This window comes from Calorimonas adulescens (assembly GCF_008274215.1).
In the GTDB taxonomy this organism is placed as follows: domain Bacteria; phylum Bacillota; class Thermoanaerobacteria; order Thermoanaerobacterales; family UBA4877; genus Calorimonas; species Calorimonas adulescens.
Genome location: NZ_VTPS01000027.1, coordinates 1 through 17,070, shown reverse-complemented (window position 1 = coordinate 17,070; position 17,070 = coordinate 1). Strand labels below are relative to the sequence as shown.

The following is a 17,070-nucleotide window of genomic DNA, read 5'->3' as shown; positions in this document are numbered from 1 at the left end:
GAGTAAAGTTTTTATGTGCTGCCATTGATTTTGACCTCCCTTAAGAGAAATTTTATCATTTTGTGTGTTTTAGTCCAATTCTCTTAAGGGGCCAATATGATGATACCAATAGTAAATTTAACGTCATCGCAAATAAGGATTAGCCGTCAGATTGCGATTTATGGTGTTGCTAATAAATAATTCATATTTACTGGAACTATTTCTTTGACATTTTACTCAACTCTTTTACACATATCATATATCACATGTTTTCAGCCTTTTTATATATTTCTTTTATCTCTTCTTTTTGCATTAAAAGGGATAAGATGTAAGCGATAATAATTATTCCAGGGATGTCAATCAATAGTCTTGTTACAGCAAATTTAGTACCCAATGCTGACATTTCAAATAAAAACATTGGTATTTTTGTAGTGGACCATGCTCCAATGAATATTAGTATATTGCTAAATTTTACACCCTTTTTCATAAAAACTGCTGCTATCGGAAATGCTCCATAAAGTGGACCTGCTGCTGCCGAGCCTAAAATGATGGATAGGATTACGCCTTTTATCCCTGAACCTTCTCCCATGTATTTCACCATCGTTTCTCTAGGAACCCAGACATCTAACAAACCCAAGAGAATAAATACAGGGGGAATAACTAGAGCCATTTCCTTCAAACTATATCCTGCAACACCAATGGCTTTTATTCCAACACTTCTATTTATTAAAGTAATAATCCCTATAATGCCGATAGTGATTAGAAAAAAATTGTATCTTTTTATAAACTTCATATACCGCCCGCCACCTTCCCAATTATATATGCTACGAGGAAAGAAAATACAAAGGCTAAAACATTTCTTGCAATGGTAAGTTTTTTGCCAAAGTATTTTATCTCTACAGGAGCCGTAACAATCCCTACCATCATAAGTGTAGAAACAAATGCTCCAATCTGCATATACCCTGCACCATTTTGAAGCAGCATGGCAGCAGTAGGGAATGCCACAAACCCTGGGATAAGGGTAACTGCTCCAACCAGGGCTGCAAGAATAACGCCAAACCATCCTGATTCTGCTCCAATTACGGCAGATATAACCTGGGGATTGAGTACGACAAGCAGTATTCCTACCAGCATAATAACTCCAAGAAATTCTGGCAATATATTCTCAAAGGACTTCCACGCTTTCTTTAATGCATTTTTTGTTTTTTGTTTGTCTTTTAAGAAAGAAATTATCAAAAGTATAAGCGTGACAGCATAGATAATATAATTTCCCATATTTAAATACCCCTCCTATTTTAAATTCCTTTTACAATACCATAGATAAACCCCTACTCATTTATCAACCCTTATTACACAAAAATATATGAAAAAGCATTAAACAAATATCCAATTATTATAATCCCTGCTGATACAATGAATACAAAGATTACTAAAAGTTTAGGCTTTACTACCTTGCTGGGCATAATCATTGAAGGTAGCGACAGGGCTGTTACCGCCATCATAAATGATAATATTGCCCCTATTCCTACCCCGATTAATACATATAGCCATACCCTATGGATAATATCTTTAACCTGGTCTTTTGAATAAGAGATTCTTTCATCTCGACTCATTACTACAAAATCAGTATCTGTATTCTCAATTTCTCTAACATATCCTTGCACATATTTTTCAAGTCTTAACTTTTCTATTAAAGTACCTCCGATAACAGCAAGAATCAGACCTACAACTACATAGGCTATGGCAATTTTAGCACCGAAAAATGACATTAACAGCATCAATGATGCTAAATCTACCATTGTGAAGAAATCAAAAAAGAAAAAGTTACACCTAAAGGCAATCCAGCCGAAGTAAATCCTATAAAAAAAGAAAAAAGTGCATAAAGTCTTCTTTTCACTACACTCTTTTTATTCAGATTAATTACATTCTACTTATCAATTGCTGTCAATTATATTTTATCATTCACAGCATTTCCTACTAATGAGGGAAAAGTACTGTTTTACCCTGCTCATTAACCACCTTTACATACCCATATCCCAAGTCAAGCCCTATTTTAAACACTTAGAATCTGTCTCCTTTAAATTTTTTGCAAAAATAAAAAACACCTTAATCGGCGCATTTATTTTTCTCCACAAATTTCTAAGACTTCATTGTATAATTTTCTATCGATGTAAAACTTTTTCTGTAACATTTTATCTATAAGTGGTTTTACTTCTTTTAAAATCCCTTTTTCCTTTGCTTTTATCAAAACTCCCAGCGTGCCTGTCACAGTTAGTCCTAAACTTTTAGCATGTTTTCTTGCAAGATAGTCATCTATTATACATAAATCAGCATTAATTTCCTTTGCTAAAATCATCACTTCTACCTCACCTTTGTGAAGACTTATAGGAAAAAACTGCTTAGCTCCTTCGTTTTTAATACTTACAACCTTTATGAAGTCATAGCTTTCAGAACTGCCAGTAACATTTACTTCCTCAAAAACACCAGAAGGAATGTAAATTATCCCATATAGCTGCTTTAGAATATCAATTTTACTGATGTTTGAAAGAATTATTAAAGGTGTGGAATTAGCAACAACTTTACGCATTTCTTATATCCTCCAAAAGTTCTTCCCTGTTATCGAAAGAGAAAATACTTGCGTCAAAACTTGAAAGGTACTTTATAAACTCTTCCTCGCTCATTTCAGCAAGTGCAGCACATTGACCCAAAGAAAGCTTCTTCTCTTTATAGTATCTAACTGCTGCTGTTCTTTTCAATTCAGCTATAAACTCATCTTCGCTTTTCCTGAGGCTTAAAAGTATTTCTTCTGGAATTTCTATTTTCCTTGTTATTTTCATACAACCACCTTCTTCTTTTCTTTTATATCTTCATTATACCACATGTCAGTAAAAGTAATTACTACTACTTCATCAAAGTGCTTGCCTGCTTCTCTTTTAAGCTCATCTACAGCTTCACTTACACTTTTAGGTGCTTTATAATGTCTCCCACTTGTCATTACCTCAAAGGCATCACATACAGAAAGAACTCTTGCTAAAAAAGGTATCCCATTCCCTTTCAATGCATAGGGATAGCCTAAGCCGTCCACTCTTTCGTGATGAGTTTCAACAACAGTTGCAATTTCCTTAGGAAAATCTCTTTTTCTAAGCCATTCAGCACCCTTAAGAGGGTGAAGTTGTATTATTCGCCTTTCATAAGGTGAAAGAGATGTATCTTTTGAGAGAATTTTAAAAGGTATCAGCAGTTTTCCTACATCATGCAGCAGTGCAACCTGAATTAGAATTTTTCTTTCGTCTTCATCAAGGGAAAAAGCTTCTGCTGTTTTTTTACACAGTTCAGCAGTCCTTATTTGATGGTCTAAAACATACTTTTGATAGAACTCTACATTTTCTTCTCTGATGAGAGCAACAATGTTTCTGTTGTTTATACACTTTCTGGTTGTAATTTATAAAATAAAATAATAATTCGGATTGCTTTTTCCTTGATATTTGGCATGGCATTATTTCCCCATTCTACTAAAAGTAAGAACTTATGAATTAGTGTATATTTAAAATAATCTCCACTCCATCCACACCCCTCAAACCCTTGATTTTCCTATATACTAATTTCTACCAGATAATAAAGTCCGCTCTAAAATTCCTTAATTTCATCCCATTTATTAATACTTTTACCTTAATTCTTGTAACAATTTTTAAAATAAAGTTGGTTCTAAAAAGGGATGTTTTGAAAGGAAAAAGGGATAAGGTTGCATTTTCTCATATTGTTTTTCTAATGCTTTTTATCCATCTTGGTATCAATATCTCAATCAATATAGTAATAAGCACTTCTCTCAATCCCTTTAAAATCAGTACTTTCATGGCTGTAATCATCATAATAATATTCTAATGCAAAATCTATTCTCCTTAACCCCTACACCTTAGCACTTCTTCCCAATAAAAACGCAAACCCCGCAGTAAATCAGGAGTTATCCTGCATCTGCTACGGGATTATGGAATGAACTTTATTATCATGGAGTGGAGTTTATTTTAGTTATATAGATGGCACGCCTAAACCAAATTCTGCAAATGATAAACCTTTAAATACTCTATTAAAGCATTCTTCGACAAAACTCTCTTGTTGAAAACCTACTCTCATAACTTTCACCTCTTACCTCACACTTTATCGTCCCAAATTTTCCTTCAAAAAAATAAAAAGCACATTCTCCTTAATTACTGCCAGTATAAACCTGAAGGTTACCTTTCCTGTATCAAAACCCTTATTAAAAAGCCAACCTTTTAACAATAAGTACCAATTAATAGTGTTAAAAGAAGTCAATAATAATTCTTTGTTTGATTAATACTGAAATAGTTTTCAAAAAAGTATCTGTCGAGGCCCCGAATACCCATTGGCAGATGGATATTACGTATGTGACTATTTTCCCCAGAATAATCTTTATCCTGGATATAATAGATACATATACGTTAGAGATAGTGGGCTATAAGGCTGGTTTTTCGATAACAAAGAACGATGTAGTAAAAACCGTGACAAAAGCCATTGCATCAAGGCATATAACAGATAGTTTAACAATCAGAACCGATAATGGGCCGCAGTTTAAGTCTAAAGAATTTCAGGAATTTTGCACTAAACTGGGTATATTTCATGAGCGAATACCAGTAAGGTCGCCTGAAAGAAACCCAAATATTGAAAGATTTCATAGAACCTTGAAAGAAGAATATGTTAATTTAAATGATTTTGAAAGTTATAATTCATTCTTTAAAGGCCTGGATAATTATATAAAATTTTATCTTCGTGAAAGGCCCCACGAATCCTTGAATTATATGACACCTTCAGCATTTTATGAAGCATTTTTAAGAAATAATGTGAATCGTGGCGTGTTGGTCGTTTAAATCCAAGTAATAGGGGGCCAGCAAGTGTCGATGTATTTATTTTTTGCCGTTAAAAGGACATAGGATTTTAATTTTCCATCTTGGATACCATCAAGATGCAGATATGTAGACAATAAAGTTTCTTGTGCCAGATCTTCCGCATCAGCCTTTGAAATTCCCAAACCAAGCAAGTAATGAAACACAAGTCTGCATAAATCCTGCCACATTAATCCCTCCCTCTTATATTTGGTCTCATTAATTATGACGATCTGGAAGTAAAAAGGTAAACAAAAAAAGGATTTATAAAAAACCTTTCCATATTTCTGTTAACAATTCCCTATCCATACCCTGTTTGTGAAAAAAGGCTTTCCAAAAGAGATGATTATATGTTCATCCTTAAGGTGTTAATTTTCGTTTCAATTCTTGTGGTAAAAACCTATCAATTTCATCAGCAGAAAAAATAGGCTATCCAATAAGATAACTTTCTCGGATAGCCCCTTCCCATAATAAAAATTTTATTTCGACTCCTTTTCTTTTTCCTCTTTTTCCTCTGCCATCTTTTCTTTATCTTCATCTACAATTTCCATGGAACAACAACAAGATTTTGATGGTTTAAATAACTTTGAGAAAATGGATTCTTTTTTTTCAGACATTCTTATCACCTCCCATACCTACATAACTATATTAAACACATATCCTGTAATAACGGCAACAACAAATATAGATACCACAAAGGCAATCATCATCTTTTTCTTAAAAATAGAATTTAAAAGAAATAATTCTGGTATGCTGGCCCCTGTTCCGCCTATGATTAGTGCCATTACTGTGCCATAGCTCATACCCTTTGAAACCAACACCTGTGCAATAGGTATCATCGTTTCAGTTCGGATATACATTGGAATACCAATAATTGCTGCAATGGGCACTGAATAAAAATTAGATTTCCCTGCAAGTTTAATTATTAGATTTTCTGGAACAAATCCATAAATGAACGCTCCAATACCAGCTCCTATTAGAAGATATGGAAATACCTGTCTAAATAATCCCACGGCATCAATTAAGGCAGACTTAATCACTATTTTATTCTTTTCAAAAAACGAACCTTGAAGTTTATCATATGCGATTTCTTCCTGCATTTCTCCTTTAATGGTTACTCTTTTAACTTCCCTTTCCATGCCAAGTTTATCAAGTAAAATACCTATAACTACGGCAAATATGAAGGTAAATGCCGCATAAATTACTGTTTCCTTAAGTCCGAAAAATGTCAAAAATAATAGAATTATTGCAGGATTTAGTATTGGGGAAGACATAAGGAAAGATATTGCACCGCAAAACGGTGCTTCGCTTTTAAATAATCCTACCAAAATAGGTATCGTCGAGCATGAACAAAAAGGCGTCACAGCGCCAAGTGCCGCACCGAGTATGCTGTTTAACTCCTTCCTCGGTGCCGAAAGAATCATTTTTATTTTCTCTTTTGATAGGTATCTTTGAGTAAGAGCCACAAGGAAACTTATACCAATAAAAAGAAGTATAAGTTCTCCCAATATGGTGAGGAATACTTTCCCCGTATTGAGCAAATTAACTGTTTGAAACATCTCCCTTTAATTACTCCTGACTTAAATTCTTGAATATCTCATACAGGTAAGGATAAAGTTTATTCTCGGTATTTAAGGAATAATAGTTCCACACCGCCACTTGTCTTTTGTTAATTATATTTGCATCACAAAGTAGTTTTAAGTGATACGAAATATTTGACTGACCGGTATTAAAAAAATCGCAAATATCACACACGCATTTTTCTCCATTCAAATATAAATAAAAAAGAATCCTTAATCGAAATTCATCGGAAAGAGCTTTAAATAGATTGGCTTGTTGGGTTAACAACCTATTTGTCATTGATGTATTCACTCCTTCATTTCAATATTTTATATCAAATATTTTTGATGTCAATATCAAAAAAATTTGATATTGTTTTTTAAATTTGTTGAAACTTTAACCAGCGTGCTTCATTAGTGTGAAAAAAGTAGCTTTATCATAGGAAAAAAAGAAGAAAGGAATAAAAAAAAGGGAAGGGTATGTCGCAAAACACTATTTAAGTGTTAGCAGCACTCCCAAAAGAATACAAGTAATATCTCAAAATGCAATAAATTTAATCTTACAAATGTCAAGTATAAGGTTATAGCGTACTTCCCATAAATCGAGGCAGGTATTAACCTGCTCCGTTACGTATTATATATTTAACAACTCTTTTTAAAGACTTTATTATTATCCTTTTTAACTAAACTAACGTTATTTTCAGCAGAAGCAATCCTAATTACCAAAACTCCATTTTTTGCTAAAACAACTATCTTCTTCCCTGTTTCAAACCCAAGTTCCTTAAGCCATTTACCTTGCAGTCTTATCTGAGGTACTTCCTTATCTCCTGTATAACTATAATAAACACTTAGAATACGTTTTTGCATTTTAACACCTCTGTAGTTGCTGCAAGATTAAATGCTTTTTCCCTTAGCAATCAATGTCCATCGGATAGCAGTTTTCACAACTGATTGCACATTGTTATCTTTTGTTCTTACTTTCACATAATACGGTCTTAAATTGAATCTGTAACCTTTATTTACCAACATTTCAGTCGCCTGAACAAGGGCTTTCACCGTCATATATGCTGCTTTTATTCCAATACAATCAATATGAACGATGCCATTTGCTACTACATATTCAACTATGGCCTCTGCTGCAGCATTAATGTTGCTTTCTCCAGCAACCTTTAATACCTGTATACTCATGCCTTATATGCCTCCTTAACCTGTTTTATGAGGCATATTAAGGATTGATTATAAGGCATTTCAAGTATTTATTTTCATTCTTCATTACTTCAGTTCGAAACAAGAATTTAGCCAAAACTAAAATTGGTTAGACTATTTCATTAATACTTCATACTTCAATAACTTCAAGGCATCTCTCAATGTTTGGCAATGTTATCACGAACTGAAGTACCTTGAAGTATTAATAACATATTAACCATATTTTTAAGTTTGTCAAATTTTGAGCCTTAATTTTTTTGTTAAATTTTTGTTACAAAATAAAGTTCTTCTTGAAATGTAATAAATTACGGATATAATACGTTCATTAAAAAATTACAGAACGGAGGAATGGCCTATGAACAGCAGTTTAAATAATATCATTGCTAAAAAGATAACTCACGATGTGGGTATTCTAATATTTCAATTTCTTAATGATATTGAACCTATAATCCAGCAGTCTCTCACTGCCGCAAAGTTAAAGGATTTTTACAGGCTTAAAGGGAAATATAACAAAGGACGTTTTGTCTGTCCGTTTCACCCCGGGGCAGATAACCCTACCTCTCTTTCTCTGAATGACAACAAACGGAACTTTCACTGCAACGCCTGCGGTAAAAGCGGTACATACCTTGAATTTATCATGTATATGCAAAATTTCTCAGGTAGGAACAACCTCAACGAAGCAAAAATTTTTGCCGCAAACAACTTTGCTGGTCTGAATTTAGGATTTAATTCAATCGCTGATTTTGAGCAGAAGTTAAAAGATAAAATACTGGAACGCTATCGTAAAACAAATAGCCTTAGATATACCGGCTACTATAATATCTGGCTTCTTCCTGAAATATATTTTTCTAATACAGCAGAATCAGACCGCCAAATCCAAAGGAAAGAAAAGCAAATAAAGCCCTTCTCCGAAGTTTGTTCTTCCAACTCTACCAGCAAACCCGACTTTATACTGGAAGCACTAGACCTTGAAAAGACCATCAGGCATCTGAAAGCCCAGAATATAATTGATAATGGAATCACCGATTATGATAAAGCAATCCAGGATGCTAAAAACAGCAAATTGATTAATGACTTTACCCAAAATGCAGATAAATTAAATTCAGTTGATAAACTCTCTGATTTCATGAGTAAGAAATATAATATAGATATAGATACGGCTATGAAGTATGGATTAATTTACTTTGATAAGGACAGCCAGCGTCACCTCTACTACAGCGATTTCTTCATGTTAAATAACAGAGTCCTGTTTCCCGTTAGAGACCATGAAACTGGCATAGTAGTCGGGTACCAGTGCCGACAAACAGATTTAAATGCCTCAAAACAGTACAAATACCTTAACATAACCGACTATCAGGATAACTTGATAACAAATGAAAACGGAACTACATATAGAGATTTTGTTCCATTTAAACCTGGAAACTTTCTATTTAACCTTTACGAACTGAAGAATAAATGCATTAATACATTATGGATTACAGAAGGCATTGCAGATGCAATTAAACTTTCCAGCATGGGATATGATGCTGTTTCTCCAGGACAGGCAAACTTAACCGACTTCCATATATACTTAATTGATAAATACTTCGGCAGAGATGTGGCTGTTAACCTGTTCTTTGATAATGATAAACATAAAGTTGGACAAAGCAAAAGCATTGCAGCCGCCTACCGCCTTTGGCAGTTTGGTTTTAGGAATATCCGAATTATAAGCACTTTTAAAGAACTGGGAAAAGACATAACTGATTGTTCGGTTAAACTACATGACGATGAAACACTAAAACTTTTTGTTAGTCTCTGGGAAAAGCATGCATATTCTTTTGCCCCTGCAAGTAATGAGGATTTAAATACTCTTTTAAAAACAGGCCTGTATACTGAAAGTGATATTCTATCCACCGACCCACGAAATATTAAACAAGTAATCAGTTTTGCTGAAGCGCTTGTTAAGTATATAGATTTAAAGGATATGAATTATAAGCAACTTGCAGCATTAAAAAAATTGTACTGCCTTAATGAAGAGGAAATTGAAACATTGTTAAACCTCTGCACAAAGAATTTTAAGGAAGTGCAGAATGCTAATAAAGCAGAAAATATCGTAAAAGAAAACAGACATATTATATCTGATGCTGGCCAAGAAGAAAAAACAGAAGAAAAATTCATCAACATTTCTAAAGCACAACTGTTTCATTTAAAAAAGAAATTTGATTTAGATTTAATCCAAAAAATAGACAATGAATGTTCCCGAAAACAGATTGCTGCTATTGTAGGGAATATTATTAAAAATAAAGACTTTAACGTTTTGGATTATATGCCTAAAAAAATAAATCCTCATTCTTCTAACGGCACACATACATACAAGTACGGCTGTACTGGATGACGGTAACTTTACCCCTGTCTACGATGATTTCAGTATTCCTTTTTAATATGCCATAGTCCTTAAAACTTATTTTCATTCAAAAAAACTTGACTTTCAAAACCATAATTCTGTATCCTTGTTTAAAATTAATTGAAAGGACGTGGTTGTATGAAAGCCAAAAATTTAAAACAAGAAATTAAGAGTATCCTTTCTGCAATAGACAAAAACTTTGGTAAAGACTCAAGGGAATACCAGAATGCCGAATATTGCTTTGACATCCTTGAAACTGTCTACCGCTGCAACTATAGTGATGGAATAGATTTACTGAATGAGTTAAAGGAATTGCTAAACAAATTATCAGATAAAGTGCCCGAATTGGCACCTGAAAGGTTCTCACAGTATTATCCAAGTATAAGTGAAATGATAAAATATCTAGAAGAATGGTTACCTGATTAATATTTTTTAAAGGCTTCTCAGTTTTCTTGCTGGGAAGCCTTTTTTATATAATATATTATATTAACTTTTCTGTACAAACAAACCTGCTATTACATCTTTGCTCTTGATAAACAACTGGTTCTGGATTAATTATGATTTTTCTTATACTTGGCAATAACTAGATATATGATTCCCAATATTGTTAGCAATGCAAAGATGGCAGTAAACAAGTGCGAAGAAAATTGACCTGACACATAAATTGCCGTTGGTCCGTCTGCACCGCCTATGATTCCTATCGAGCCTGCATTTCTTGTATCTATATTGAATTTATAAGATAAATATAATGGCAGCAGATAACTGGAAAGTACACTGATAAAGGTAAATAAACCACATAAAATAGTAAGTATAGCAATTGCCTTCATTATTTTCTCTTTTTTCATGTCTTATTCACTCCAAACATGCTCATTTTTTTATTAAAGTACCGTACCCTCTACTATTTACTTGCTTTTATAACATTTCCTCCGCTTGTTTTGTCAATGATAAATAAAGCATTACCATTTATAACTGGACTATTAATCTGCGTAAAATCTACATCGCTTCTGTCGAGAGTAACATCCAGAACTACTTTATTACCTTTTACAAAAATTAGTTTATGAAATATATCATCATCCAATGGATACTCTCCGAACCAAGTTTTATCAAATGTTAGATAACCAATATATGTATCGGCAGTAGTCCATTTTGTTCCTACTATTTTTTGCATTTCTGTTCTGCTGGTATAAGGACGAATAATATACATCCTGTCCCATTCAAAGGGAGTTAAGTTATTCATATCAAAAGATAATTTTTGTTGAACAGTTGTCATGAGTTCATTTTTGAAACTTTCTAAGTGCTCATTATTGATTTTTTGACTACTAAAATTTATATAACTTGATAAAAACAGTATCAAAGGTATTGCCAAAAATACTGCTTTAATAACTGTTTTACTTTTAATTTTCATGCCTTTCCACCTCATAAAGGTCACATGCATTATTGTACTACATTTTCCCAATAATGTTTAATTATTATTATATATTACATTTAAAGTTATTAAAAGAGTCTTTTATATAGATTTGATAAGATTTTATGAGTAAGAAAAATCGATACTATTATTAATTACAATATACTATATACTTCTAACCTCAAGTCCCCTATCCCCTTTAACCTATAATCCCCATACTCCTGCTCTGTTTCAATTTTAGAATCACTTTTTTATCCATCAACCCTTAAACCGTTTCTAAATCCTTTTACCTATCCAAAACCTACTCATTTGCTCCGTTTCTCATGCAAAAAGGTTGGTTTCTAATAATTCATTCTTATTAGTTTTCTATATAAGAGTAACGATTCTAAATGCCACTTTTACCCTTCTAAATACCAGAAATGTAATAATATTATCCTTTTAAAATTATACAAAAATAAAATAGAGGAAATAGATTGCATTAAAGCAATAACTTCCTCTATTTTACCCGCTTATTAACTACTTCCAGAATACCTGTATTTAAAATAATAAAATAACATATGGCATATTATTTGTAAAGGGTCTGCCTATATATTCAATTATCTATCAAACCTTAGTTCCTTATAGTTCCTAACTTTTTATTCCAGTTCTTTTTGGGACTTTGTATTATGGAATAAGGAATTAGGAGAAAGGGGTAAGGAGAAATAAGGCTTAACCTAAGGAAATTATGGATTATTCAATATCTGTCCACCTATACTTTTATCCAAGAAAAAAGCAGGAAGTCTTAAACTTCACTGCTTGTAAAGATTAAAGGCTATAGATTATCAAACATATCAAATATATTGTCAGGTAATTCATGTTGTACGCAACTATTATTCTCTTTTCCCTTGTTTTCTATAGAAATACCTCCACATTTTTCTATTGCTTCTTTCACAGCCTCCTTTATTTTTTCCTTGTCAAAACCCTTATCCCTTTCTCCTATATAACTTAATACTGCATTAATAACATAATCTGTTTTATATTTTTGTTCAGAAAGTATTCTATATACCTTCAAGTCATCCTCTCTATCTATGGAAAAAGAGAGGTTTATTCGTTTTGTTGTCATTGATAGCACCTTCTTAATTCTTGCTCTAACAAAATCTTATAACCACGTGCATTTGCAAACTGGTCAAGAAAATCCACATACTTAACCCTACTACATTTTTCAATGAATTTTTGAAGCATCATGCTTCCTCCGCCTGTAAAGATGCTAGGATTTCTAAATTCAAATCCGTATTCCTCAATTTTCGCTAATATATTTTCTACATACTCTTCTGACATCACTTTAATCACTTCCATAATATCAGCCTCGAATAGAACTGGTTCTTTTCCTGCTACAATCTCCTGTATCTGTATTTCCGTAAGTCTGATATTTGTTTTAAGAAGTTCCTGCTGTATATTGACAATTAATGTGATGATTCCGTTGGGAAGCGAATAGCATGCTGAAACATCTATGATTCCATTTTCTACTCTGAAAAAATCAATTGTATATCCACCAATATCGATAACATTGCACAGCAGATTTCGATAACTGTTGAATACCGTAATCAGTGAAGAATACCCCTGCGGATACACCCTGCAATCAATAATATTTATTTTATAATCTTTTTTGTTAAAATTAAATTCTATGTCCCGTCTTAAGAAGTATTCCCGAAACTTTTTCTTAAGAGTTCCATAACTGACAATCGGGAGCCCTACTCCCAGGATTGCATCTACCTCACCTTCTACTCCTGCTTTATTTATCGCATCTGCAATTGCAGGCAACGACAAGATGAAAGCATCCTGATTGACTGTCTTATCCATTTGAACACTTAATCTGCTGTTCCCGATACTGTAAAACTTACCTTCATAAATTAACAAGTTGCTTGTTGAGATTGGTTCATTATTAGATTTTATGAATCCCGCCTCACTGATATAACCTTCACTTGTTTTTGTGCACTTGTTTCCATTGTCAAGGCCTAATAAAATCCTGTTTCTCATTACAATTCCTCCAATCTTGTAATTTAGTTCTTTATAGTTCTTTTAATAAATCATTCTTTAAAAATTCAAGTCTGTTTTGCAAAAAATTGCTTACCTGAATTGGTAAGCATACTAAAAATATAAACGATACGGAGGTTTTCAATCATGCTATTGTAAAATGCCTTATTATTCGTGAACAGTTACTTTATATTAAATCATCAAATTCATTTTCAAGTGTTTTTATCATCTTTTCCCTAAAACCTTTTCCCTTTCTTCTTATCCCTTTTCTTATTATATATGTATTTAGTAAATCCCATGAAACCCTTGATATTACTGTACCTATATAGATTTTAAAGCGACAAAAACTAGTTTAGGGTATTAGTCACAAGGTACATGGACTAAGAATTAATAATGTATTATATAGCCCCTTATAGCCCCTTAACCCTTTTACCTTTCAAGGATTACTTTACAAAAATTCTAGCATTAAAAATTGACTTGCCCCTAACAATCCGTATAATGTAAAAAATCAAATTATGAAAGGATGAACTTTATGAGTGAAAGTTTAGTAATAAAGGATTTTAGGACGCTTAAGGTCTGGCAGAAGGCAAATGCCTTAGAACAGGAAATAGGGGAATTGGTTAAAAGTTTCCCAGGATATGAGCAGTATAGGCTTGTTGACCAATTAATTAGAGCCAGCCGCAGTATTGGGGCAAATATTGCCGAGGGAAATACCCAATTATTCATAAAAAGAGAATTGTTCCACGCAAATGCTGCTTTGGGCAGTTGTGGAGAATCTAGGAATCATCTTCTTACTGCATTTCAAAATAATTATATTTCAAGAGAACAATATAATGCTCTGGATGAAAAGTTGATTGAGATTATCAAAATGCTCTATGGTTACATAAAAAGGTTAAAATCTGAATTATATAACAGTTCCAATCCAAGTGATATATGAGAAATAATAAGGATTAAAGGATAACCTTTTTCTAGTAATTATCCCTTAATCCCTTAACTCTTCTCCCTCTTTCGGGCTTTTTTATATGCATTCTTTAGTTTTGGAGGTATTGACCACTTCTCCTGTAAAACATATTTATCATGCTTATGAATGTACATAAAAGCATCCTCAAGACAAGTCAATTCAATTTGAAAATGGTAATTTTTTGTTCCAAACTTCTTATTTTAATGATAAAGGTAAAATTTCTTCTCTCCAACTCTCTGTATTATCCATAAGTCCATCATTGAGTAAACATATACAATATTATGAATTACTTGAACCTTAAAATCATATTTGTTTTTTTCATAGACTTCTTTTTCTTCCAATGCGAATTTACTATTACACCTTACTGCTTTCATTAGACCACCTCTTTTGACCCATTATATCGGACCAAAAAGATAGTAGCAAGGGTCCAGAGGTAAAATTAACTTTGACTTTATATATTATATATAAAAAAAGAATACTACTTATATGCCGTAATGAATTAAATATTTATTTTCTATTATTGCATCAGATACCTTTTTAATAAGCAATTGAAGGTCTTGCGATTGATAGTAACTATTTGCCTTGGTAATAACATCTCTAAATTGTTTGAGAGATGTTGGTGGGATGAGTGTTACTCCACAATAATCTAGCCCATGTCCTGGCTGAGTTGTAATTTGAAAATATGTTTCTACTTTCATTAATTCTTCAATATACTTTCCAATCAATTCTTCCAGTAAATCATCGTCAACTGAAATGCAATTATACTTTTCAGGTTCATACTCACTATACCATTTATTTTCTTCAAAAAAATCTATTATTCCAAACTCATGCTTTGCCACGGTATCACCTCTACTTAAATCCATTTTTATACAATAAATCAATGATGTAGTATAACAAATTAATGCTACGACTATAAGTAATATCAGCACATTATGAACTTTATTTGTAATGAATATCTAATTTATTTCAATAAAATTTCTGTTAGTACTTATATTTTTTACTACTCCCTAAATACCCATTTTGAGTAATAACCATTAACAGAAAACTCAATATAATTTTTAGATGTTTCATTTCCAAATACTAATGTAGAAGCCATTCGTTCATCCTCTAAATATTTATATCCTCGCTGTTCCATAAAATTAATCAATGTCTGCTGTGCATTATCTGGTTTAGCCAAATAAACTTGTGGATACTGTTGAATTTGTACAATTTCTGCATCAGTTAACATTATTTTAGCAATTCCCATTCCACTCTTAATAAAATTCGGTGTGTTAAATTTACTCATTGAAATAATTATGCACACACTTGATAAAACTAAAATAATAACAAGCATTATCCCCGATTTTTTAAGTCTTTTCAATCCAATACGCTCCTTTTATAAAGCACTAATTTTTAATTTCATATTTTTATATAAAAACTTTAATTTGTGTCATCAGTATATAATAAGTTCAATCTTAAAATATACTTCATATATATTGATTTTTATATATGCATTTTTATTCCAGCAGCCACGGCAGCACAACTTCAAATTCCAGTTGAATGACTGGCTTTGGAAAATCTTCTGGTACAAGGTCTAATTCATCAGTGAATGTAAACTTCATATTATCAACTCTTATAATATTTAAATCATCCCATTTTTTTGCTTTCTTACTAGGCTTTTTAATGATTTCTCCTACCAAATGATAGAATCCCATATATAAATGCTCATCAGTATCCGTTTCAAACTCCATAAATTCCCCTTCTTTTTGAGGGTCAATCCCTAACATTGTATAAAAGTCCAGCACTTCTTGCGAAAAAGTTTTACAATTCTTTATATAATTCTTACAGTAATCACAGTCACAGCCTTCTTCAACTGTTATGCTGTCATAGTATTCTTTTGTTTTTTCAACATCTATTTTAAGTACCCAGTCTTGCAAACAAACGGTCTTCATCATAATATTTATTCCTTTCAAGTTCCTTTGTTTTTATTAATTTTTATACATTGCATTCTTCTTTTATAATCCGCCAATTATATAGGACAACACATCAAATTTACTGAGTAATACTGATGTTAATATTGTAAATATCAATACCTTTAAATATTGATATTTGTTTTTCGGTAAAATGCAAAACAGTATGATAGCAGCAATCAAATAAAATCCTGAAACTGGGGAAAATGTATAAAGAAAGTTATACCCTTCTGAAACCAGCAGCCCAATAGGAAGAGCAGCACACAGTGCTGCAAACCATCCACTCCCCCTGCTAAACCAGACAGCATATGCAGCCATCGGAGATATTAAGGCAATTAATCCCCAACGAACAAAATAATATACTGGAAAGAAGTTAAATAACTTCATTGAATATATGTAATAAGCCAGAAGCATTCCCGCAAAAAAGGTAAAAACATGAATTGCCCCTGCTCTGGGTGTTCTGCTCCATGCAGCAATAATAGTGGCAATAAAAACCCATATTCCAATTCTGGAACTTATATTGCTAATTATGTTAATTAAACTGCCAATTGCACCATTAGAAGGTATAGTATCAACATATTTTGCCAGGAATCCAGAAAAGATTCCTAAAATAAAAAATAATATAATTCGGATTGCTTTTTCCTTGATATTTGGCATGGCATTATTTCCCCATTCTACTAAAAGTAAGAACTTATGAATTAGTGTATATTTAAAATA

General features: G+C 32.4%; 24 protein-coding genes and 2 pseudogenes. 4 read left to right on the top strand and 22 right to left on the bottom strand.

All coding sequences use genetic code 11. The features are described 5' to 3' along the window. Positions 1-241: 241 nt before the first annotated feature. From FWJ32_RS12540 to FWJ32_RS12515, 7 genes and pseudogenes are all read right to left on the bottom strand, one after another. The gene (locus FWJ32_RS12540; protein ID WP_149546309.1) at positions 242-772 is read right to left on the bottom strand and encodes a permease; all 531 of its coding nucleotides are present in this window, start codon (positions 770-772) and stop codon (positions 242-244) included. Then, complete coding sequence (locus FWJ32_RS12535) at positions 769-1,254, bottom strand: permease (RefSeq protein WP_149546308.1); 486 nt, start codon at positions 1,252-1,254, stop codon at positions 769-771. Before FWJ32_RS12535 ends, FWJ32_RS12540 begins: the two co-directional genes overlap by 4 nt. A gap of 74 nt (positions 1,255-1,328) precedes the next feature. Continuing rightward, positions 1,329-1,778, bottom strand: a complete 450-nt coding sequence (locus FWJ32_RS12530; protein WP_203227768.1) for a permease — start codon at positions 1,776-1,778, stop codon at positions 1,329-1,331. Positions 1,779-1,945: 167 nt separating this feature from the next. Next, positions 1,946-2,040, bottom strand: a pseudogene (locus FWJ32_RS14035) (ParM/StbA family protein); the annotation flags it as partial. A gap of 58 nt (positions 2,041-2,098) precedes the next feature. Continuing rightward, complete coding sequence (locus tag FWJ32_RS12525) at positions 2,099-2,566, bottom strand: PIN domain-containing protein (protein ID WP_149546307.1); 468 nt, start codon at positions 2,564-2,566, stop codon at positions 2,099-2,101. Then, positions 2,559-2,816, bottom strand: a complete 258-nt coding sequence (locus FWJ32_RS12520; protein ID WP_149546306.1) for a UPF0175 family protein — start codon at positions 2,814-2,816, stop codon at positions 2,559-2,561. The genes FWJ32_RS12525 and FWJ32_RS12520 overlap by 8 nt, the downstream gene beginning before the upstream one ends. After that, positions 2,813-3,412 (bottom strand): annotated as a pseudogene (locus FWJ32_RS12515) (HD-GYP domain-containing protein); the annotation flags it as partial. The gene FWJ32_RS12520 and the pseudogene FWJ32_RS12515, both read right to left, overlap by 4 nt. Before the next feature lie 892 nt (positions 3,413-4,304). Between FWJ32_RS12515 and FWJ32_RS12510 the strand changes: the two are divergent. Then, positions 4,305-4,862: a DDE-type integrase/transposase/recombinase gene (locus FWJ32_RS12510; RefSeq protein WP_275266302.1), complete on the top strand. Its 558-nt coding sequence runs from the start codon at positions 4,305-4,307 to the stop codon at positions 4,860-4,862. Here the strand turns inward: FWJ32_RS12510 and FWJ32_RS12505 are convergent. The 6 genes from FWJ32_RS12505 to FWJ32_RS12485 form a co-directional block, all read right to left on the bottom strand. Then, complete coding sequence (locus FWJ32_RS12505; protein WP_149546303.1) at positions 4,859-5,068, bottom strand: sigma factor; 210 nt, start codon at positions 5,066-5,068, stop codon at positions 4,859-4,861. The genes FWJ32_RS12510 and FWJ32_RS12505 overlap by 4 nt on opposite strands. 288 nt (positions 5,069-5,356) lie before the next feature. Next, positions 5,357-5,494, bottom strand: coding sequence for a hypothetical protein (locus tag FWJ32_RS13375; protein ID WP_162523631.1), 138 nt, complete (start codon positions 5,492-5,494; stop codon positions 5,357-5,359). Between the two features lie 18 nt (positions 5,495-5,512). Beyond that, the gene (locus tag FWJ32_RS12500; protein WP_149546302.1) at positions 5,513-6,436 is read right to left on the bottom strand and encodes a permease; all 924 of its coding nucleotides are present in this window, start codon (positions 6,434-6,436) and stop codon (positions 5,513-5,515) included. A 10-nt stretch (positions 6,437-6,446) separates the two neighbouring features. Beyond that, positions 6,447-6,737: an ArsR/SmtB family transcription factor gene (locus FWJ32_RS13950; RefSeq protein WP_149546301.1), complete on the bottom strand. Its 291-nt coding sequence runs from the start codon at positions 6,735-6,737 to the stop codon at positions 6,447-6,449. A gap of 341 nt (positions 6,738-7,078) precedes the next feature. Then, the gene (locus FWJ32_RS12490) at positions 7,079-7,303 is read right to left on the bottom strand and encodes a SymE family type I addiction module toxin (protein WP_034843457.1); all 225 of its coding nucleotides are present in this window, start codon (positions 7,301-7,303) and stop codon (positions 7,079-7,081) included. Between the two features lie 27 nt (positions 7,304-7,330). Beyond that, positions 7,331-7,624, bottom strand: a complete 294-nt coding sequence (locus FWJ32_RS12485; RefSeq protein ID WP_149546300.1) for a stage V sporulation protein S — start codon at positions 7,622-7,624, stop codon at positions 7,331-7,333. A gap of 373 nt (positions 7,625-7,997) precedes the next feature. On the opposite strand from FWJ32_RS12485, the gene FWJ32_RS12480 reads away from it, so the two are divergent. Next, on the top strand, positions 7,998-10,016 hold the full coding sequence (locus FWJ32_RS12480; protein WP_149546299.1) for a CHC2 zinc finger domain-containing protein: 2,019 nt from the start codon (positions 7,998-8,000) through the stop codon (positions 10,014-10,016). 147 nt (positions 10,017-10,163) lie between these two features. Beyond that, on the top strand, positions 10,164-10,451 hold the full coding sequence (locus FWJ32_RS12475; RefSeq protein ID WP_149546298.1) for a hypothetical protein: 288 nt from the start codon (positions 10,164-10,166) through the stop codon (positions 10,449-10,451). Positions 10,452-10,576: 125 nt separating this feature from the next. Here the strand turns inward: FWJ32_RS12475 and FWJ32_RS12470 are convergent, their stop codons facing one another. The 4 genes from FWJ32_RS12470 to FWJ32_RS12455 form a co-directional block, all read right to left on the bottom strand. Beyond that, positions 10,577-10,870, bottom strand: a complete 294-nt coding sequence (locus tag FWJ32_RS12470; RefSeq protein WP_149546297.1) for a sodium ion-translocating decarboxylase subunit beta — start codon at positions 10,868-10,870, stop codon at positions 10,577-10,579. A gap of 53 nt (positions 10,871-10,923) precedes the next feature. Beyond that, complete coding sequence (locus tag FWJ32_RS12465; protein ID WP_149546296.1) at positions 10,924-11,430, bottom strand: hypothetical protein; 507 nt, start codon at positions 11,428-11,430, stop codon at positions 10,924-10,926. An 811-nt stretch (positions 11,431-12,241) separates the two neighbouring features. Next, complete coding sequence (locus FWJ32_RS12460; RefSeq protein WP_149546295.1) at positions 12,242-12,532, bottom strand: hypothetical protein; 291 nt, start codon at positions 12,530-12,532, stop codon at positions 12,242-12,244. Beyond that, complete coding sequence (locus tag FWJ32_RS12455) at positions 12,529-13,446, bottom strand: ParM/StbA family protein (RefSeq protein ID WP_149546294.1); 918 nt, start codon at positions 13,444-13,446, stop codon at positions 12,529-12,531. The genes FWJ32_RS12460 and FWJ32_RS12455 overlap by 4 nt, the downstream gene beginning before the upstream one ends. 529 nt (positions 13,447-13,975) lie before the next feature. Between FWJ32_RS12455 and FWJ32_RS12450 the strand changes: the two genes are divergently transcribed. Beyond that, positions 13,976-14,380 carry a four helix bundle protein gene (locus tag FWJ32_RS12450; protein ID WP_149546293.1) on the top strand — a complete coding sequence of 135 codons (405 nt, stop codon included), beginning with the start codon at positions 13,976-13,978 and terminating at the stop codon, positions 14,378-14,380. A gap of 224 nt (positions 14,381-14,604) precedes the next feature. Here FWJ32_RS12450 and FWJ32_RS13370 read toward each other — a convergent pair whose 3' ends face one another. The 5 genes from FWJ32_RS13370 to FWJ32_RS12430 form a co-directional block, all read right to left on the bottom strand. After that, positions 14,605-14,778: a hypothetical protein gene (locus FWJ32_RS13370; protein WP_162523630.1), complete on the bottom strand. Its 174-nt coding sequence runs from the start codon at positions 14,776-14,778 to the stop codon at positions 14,605-14,607. A gap of 108 nt (positions 14,779-14,886) precedes the next feature. Further along, a complete protein-coding gene (locus tag FWJ32_RS12445) occupies positions 14,887-15,243 on the bottom strand; it encodes a hypothetical protein (protein ID WP_149546292.1) in 357 nt (118 codons plus the stop codon). Between the two features lie 161 nt (positions 15,244-15,404). Then, a complete protein-coding gene (locus FWJ32_RS12440; protein WP_149546291.1) occupies positions 15,405-15,764 on the bottom strand; it encodes a hypothetical protein in 360 nt (119 codons plus the stop codon). 136 nt (positions 15,765-15,900) lie between these two features. After that, positions 15,901-16,338, bottom strand: a complete 438-nt coding sequence (locus FWJ32_RS12435; RefSeq protein WP_149546290.1) for a hypothetical protein — start codon at positions 16,336-16,338, stop codon at positions 15,901-15,903. 60 nt (positions 16,339-16,398) lie between these two features. Next, positions 16,399-17,070, bottom strand: a 672-nt coding sequence (locus FWJ32_RS12430) for a DUF6518 family protein (RefSeq protein WP_203227767.1), incomplete at its 5' end; no start/stop codon positions are given.